Source organism: Mesorhizobium sp. M7A.F.Ca.CA.003.01.2.1 (assembly GCF_003998945.1).
Taxonomy (GTDB): domain Bacteria; phylum Pseudomonadota; class Alphaproteobacteria; order Rhizobiales; family Rhizobiaceae; genus Mesorhizobium; species Mesorhizobium ciceri.
This window is the reverse complement of sequence record NZ_RZRA01000398.1, coordinates 1-4,846: the sequence shown is the minus strand read 5'-3', so window position 1 is coordinate 4,846 and position 4,846 is coordinate 1. Positions and strand designations below refer to the sequence as shown.

Sequence of the window (4,846 nt, the reverse complement as noted above, 5' to 3'; positions counted from 1 at the left end):
CCACGGCCCGCCGTCGGACGGTGCCCGGCGATGCTCGGCCAGGAGATAGTCGATCTGCTCCAGCCGCTCCTCGGCCGCGATATGGGCGAGATGCAGCGACAACACCCGCACCGGCCCTGCCGGCGTGCGGATCATGCATTCAAGTGCTGCATTGCGGGTGTTGAGCGGCCGCAGCGTGCGGCGCATCGGCAGCGCATGCAGCCGCGACCAGACGATCGGCAGTTTCGACAGCACCATGGTGCCGAACTGGCGGCGCCGGTTGACCAGGCGGCCGTCATGCCGCTCGCTGGCGTCCATGTCGAAGGCCGGGCCATAGACCCAGTGATAGTCGGGCAGCAGGCTGGAAAGCAGTTCCGGCTGATCGTCGAAATTGCTGCGTTGCCAGTGACGCTCGACTTCCTGCAGTGCAATGACGTCGGCGCCGGCAACGATGCGCGCGGCGCGCGAAAGATCGTAGCGCCCGTCGCTGCCGAACCCGTACTGGATGTTGTAGCTGACCAGCTTCATTGCTTATCCGGCTCAATTTCGTGTTGGCAGTAGCGGTTCGATGCCGCGGTTGCAATGTGCAGGAGAATGGACCTGGCTTGGACCAGCCTTGCCCCTGACCGGGATCATGCACCGATCCCGAAGCACTTCGGTATCTTCCGTGCGCCGGAAAACGGCGTGCGATGCCTCAAGTATTCAGCGGCTGGAACCGGCCGGGTGGCGACGCGGCCAGTTCGGTCCAGTCGATCTCTTCCTCAAGGCGATGATAGGCTTCGTCGCCAATCGTCCCATTGCGGCGCAATTCCTCCAGCGCGTCGCGCTGGCTCTTGATCGCATAAAGACGCAAGCGGTCATATTCGGTCGCCGCCTGGGCATCGTCGGGGTTTTTGGCGATCTTGCGTTGAGCGGCATATTGCTCGCGCACCGCGGCCGCCGCGTCCGATGTCTTGCCGCTCAATATGTCGAGCGCCGCCTGCATGACCACAACACGCGCCTGCGCAACCTCGCGGTCGACCGTTTCGTCAGGGTTGAGGTTCAAAAGGCGCAGCAGCGGCTTCAGGCTCATGCCTTGCAGCACCAGCGTGCCGAGGACGACCGTGAAGGCAGCGAGCACGATCGGGTCGCGGGCCGGGAATTCAGCCGGCAGGGCGAATGCCGCCGCAAGCGTCACCAAACCGCGCATCCCGCACCAGCCGATCAGCACGCCGCCACGAAACGACGGAGCGTCACGCTGACGATCAGCCACGCCGAAACGGTCAAACCACCTGATGATCGCGCCGCACCCCAGAACCCAGACGAAGCGTGAGACGATGACGATGGCGAGCACTGTCCCGGCCAGGACGAACGCATCGGTCTGCCCCTGCCCGGCAAGCCGGCCGACGATCGTACGCGCCTGCAGGCCCATCAGCACGAAAGCCAGAACATTGAGCACGAAGACCGCCGTTTCCCAGACGGAATAAGAGCTGATGCGGTTTCTGGCCGGCATGCGGCGCGGCGCGGTGCGGGCGATCGTCATGGCATAGACGACTATGGTGATGATGGCCGACAGTCCGATCCTGTCGGCCAGGATCCAGACCCCGAACGTGCCGGCAAATTGCACCACAGTGCCGCTCGCCGGGTCCTCGATCCGGCCCAGCGTCATCAGAGACAACCGGCCAAGCAGATAGCCGGCCGCAAGACTGCCGAGCGTGGACAGCAGGATCATCGGAACGGCGCTGCTCAGCAGAATGGAGCCTGCTGCCGCAGAAATCGCCATTCGGTAAATCAGCAGCGCGGTGGCGTCGTTAAGCAGGCTCTCGCCTTGCAGAATGGCAGTGATGCGATGCGGCACCTTGAACTGGCCAAGCACGGCCGATGCCGCAACCGCATCGGGCGGCGCCACGATGGCGCCAAGCGCTATAGCCGCGGCAATCGGCAGACCTGCCATCGCCCAGCCGGCCAGCGCCACCGTCGCTGTCGTGAAAAGGACGGCACCAAGCGCCAGCAGCACAAGCGGCACCTTGTAGCGGTTGAGATCGCGCAGCGACGTGTCATAGGCGGCGTCGAGCAGCACCGGCGCGATGAACAGGGCAAGCGCCAGTTCCGGGTCGATCTCGATGGTCGGCACGCCAGGCACGAAGGCGATGGCCACCCCTGCCAGCGCCAGCAAAGAGGGATAAGGAACCTGCACGCGCCGCGACAGCGCCGTCAGCGCAACGGCGATCAACAGCAGAACGAGTGTCAGTTCGAAAAGAACCATGGCCTCTTATAGCCGGGAAGCGAGATTCTGGCAGCGGCAAAGCGGCTGGAAATTGTTGATTGCCCGGCAAGCTCGAGCCGGCAGAAAATACCTCGAATTGCTTCCTGACAAATCGCCGTCCACACCGACATTGAAATCATCTGATATGGGGCTCGCTTAAACGCGGACTTCCCTGCACTGCAGCCCATGCCACGCGGGCGGAAGCATCCTTCCCCCTTCGCTAACCGGGATACAGCCATTCATTCCAAACAAGCGCAGCAGCCTAGTGCAGCACGAGCATATCGCTCGAAGAAAACGAGATCTCGGCCTTCTCACCAACTGCGGGGGGCGGCGTTGCCGGGCTGTTGAACGTGTCGAGCGAGACCGTGTTGCCGCCGATGCCGACACGAACCCGGATGACCGATCCGAGGAAATGCACTTCGGAGATTTCTCCGGATAGGCTGGAGTCACGGCCAGGCTGGCGGCCCAGCGAAATAGCTTCCGGACGCAGCGCCAGGGACAGCGTGTCGCCCGACTTGGAACCGTTGAGCTTGCCCTTGAGCGAGACCTGTTCGGAATTGACCCGCACCGTGCCCGCGGCGGCATCGGTGACGGTGCCTTCCAGCACATTCAGCGTGCCGACGAAATTGGCGACGAACTTGGTTGCCGGCCGGTTGTAGATCTCGAATGGCGTGCCGACCTGCTCGGCCTTGCCGCCATACATGACGGCGATGCGGTCCGAGATCGACAGCGCCTCTTCCTGGTCGTGCGTGACGAAGATGGTGGTGATGCCGAGCTTCTTCTGGATCGACCGGATTTCCTCGCGCAGCGACACGCGCACCTTGGCGTCGAGCGCCGACAGCGGCTCGTCGAGCAGCAGCAGCTTTGGCTTCGGCGCGATGGCGCGGGCTAGCGCGATGCGCTGCTGCTGGCCGCCCGAGAGCTGGTAGGGATAGCGATCCGCCATCTGCGGCAGCTTGATGATGCCGAGCATCTCGGCGACGCGGGCATCGATGTCCGCCCTCGGCATGCCGGCGACCTTCAAGCCGAAGCCGATATTCTGCGCCACGGTCAGGTTCGGGAACAGCGCATAGGCCTGGAACACCATGCCGACATTGCGCTGGTTGGGCTTCAGTCTCGTAATGTCCTTGCCGCTGACGACGATCGTGCCCGCGCTCGGCTCCTCGAAACCGGCAACCATGCGCAACACCGTCGTCTTGCCGCAGCCGGATGGCCCGAGGAAGGAGACGAATTCGCCGCGCTCTACGTCGAGATTGAAGTCCTCCACCACCGTGGTGGCGCCGAAAGATTTTCGAACGTGCTGGATGGAGAGGAATGGGTCGGCCATGGCGTGGTTCTCTCGATCAATTTGGGCGGTTCGCCGATTTCGGCGCGAAGCGGGACAGGATCTGGATCAGCGACATGCAGCCCCAGGTGATGGCGAAGGCGATCACTGCAAGGGCTGCGGGCTCGTATGCACGGTTGGCGCCGATGTTCTGCAGATACGGGCCGAAAGCCGGACGGCTGAGCAGGCTGGCCATTGTAAACTCGCCAATGACGATGGCGAAAGTCAGGAATGCGCCGGACAGCACCGCGATCAGCACATTGGGCAGGATGACGCGGGTGATGATGGTGCCCCAGCCCGCACCCAGAATTTGCGCGGCTTCGGTCAGCGTACGCACATCGATGGTGCGCAGACCGGTGTCAACGGCCCGATACATGTAAGGCAGAGACAGCGTCGTATAGCCAATGACAAGCAACGCGTTCGCACCCCAATTGCTTGCCAAGAATGGCAGCGGCGAGTTCGAGCCGTACATCCTGATATAGCCGAAGACGATGACGATTGCCGGAATGACCAGCGGCAAAAGGGTGATGAATTCGACGATTGGCCTGAGCTGAGGCAGACGCAGCCGGATCCAGTATGCCGCCGGCACCACGATCAGCACCCCCAGGATAATGGTGCAGAGGGCAGCGATGACTGAAAAAAGGAAAGTTGACTGGAAGCGCGCGTCTCCCAGCACGACTTGATAGGCGTCGAAGGAGTGGACGCCGCGCCGCATGCGCAGCGAGAACTCGACCGTCGCGATCAACGGAATAAAGAAATAGGCAGCCCCGACAACAAAGACGACCCAGGCCCAGAACTTACCTGACTTCATTTGAGCCACCTTTCGGACCGAGTCCGAAACCAGATGTAGAAGACATTCGCAAGCCCGGTGATGACGATCATGCCAAAGGCTATGGCATAAGCGAGTTGCGGGTTGTGCAGCACGTCGCCGTTCATCTGCGAGTAGAGCTTGATCGGAACGATATTAAGCGTCGGACCGGCAAACGCATAAGCGGTGGCGATGGCGCCGAAGGCGTTCGCAAACAACAGGATGACCGTACCGAGAAAACTCGGCCATATCACAGGGATGACAACCATGCGCCAGTACTGCGCCTGCGTGGCACCGAGCGTGGCCGCAGCCTCGCCCCACTCCTTCTTCAAGCCATCGATGGCTGGCACGATGATGACCACCATCAGGGGAATCTGAAAGAACAGATAGACCGCGATCAGGCCCGTTGTGGTGAGAAAATTGAAGCCCATCGCGTAAATGTTGATGTTGAGCACGTCACGCAGAAGCGTCGTGACGATACCGACACGGC

At 62.1% G+C, this 4,846-nt stretch carries 5 protein-coding genes; all 5 read right to left on the bottom strand.

The features are described from left to right. Positions 1-507 (bottom strand): endonuclease/exonuclease/phosphatase family protein (locus EN969_RS17090; RefSeq protein WP_245467453.1); only part of this gene is annotated, 507 nt, incomplete at its 3' end. A gap of 166 nt (positions 508-673) precedes the next feature. After that, on the bottom strand, positions 674-2,224 hold the full coding sequence (locus EN969_RS17085; RefSeq protein WP_027161381.1) for a sodium:proton antiporter: 1,551 nt from the start codon (positions 2,222-2,224) through the stop codon (positions 674-676). Positions 2,225-2,486: 262 nt separating this feature from the next. Further along, on the bottom strand, positions 2,487-3,551 hold the full coding sequence (locus EN969_RS17080) for an ABC transporter ATP-binding protein (RefSeq protein WP_013529688.1): 1,065 nt from the start codon (positions 3,549-3,551) through the stop codon (positions 2,487-2,489). A gap of 16 nt (positions 3,552-3,567) precedes the next feature. Then, positions 3,568-4,359, bottom strand: coding sequence for an ABC transporter permease (locus EN969_RS17075; protein WP_063168960.1), 792 nt, complete (start codon positions 4,357-4,359; stop codon positions 3,568-3,570). After that, positions 4,356-4,846 (bottom strand): ABC transporter permease subunit (locus tag EN969_RS17070; protein WP_127419260.1); only part of this gene is annotated, 491 nt, incomplete at its 5' end. The genes EN969_RS17075 and EN969_RS17070, both read right to left, overlap by 4 nt.

Coding starts and splice junctions, on each gene's coding strand:
- EN969_RS17080 (WP_013529688.1), bottom strand. CDS start 3,551: ATGGCCGACCCATTCCTCTCCATCCAGCACGTTCGAAAATCTTTCGGC.
- EN969_RS17075 (WP_063168960.1), bottom strand. CDS start 4,359: ATGAAGTCAGGTAAGTTCTGGGCCTGGGTCGTCTTTGTTGTCGGGGCT.
- EN969_RS17085 (WP_027161381.1), bottom strand. CDS start 2,224: ATGGTTCTTTTCGAACTGACACTCGTTCTGCTGTTGATCGCCGTTGCG.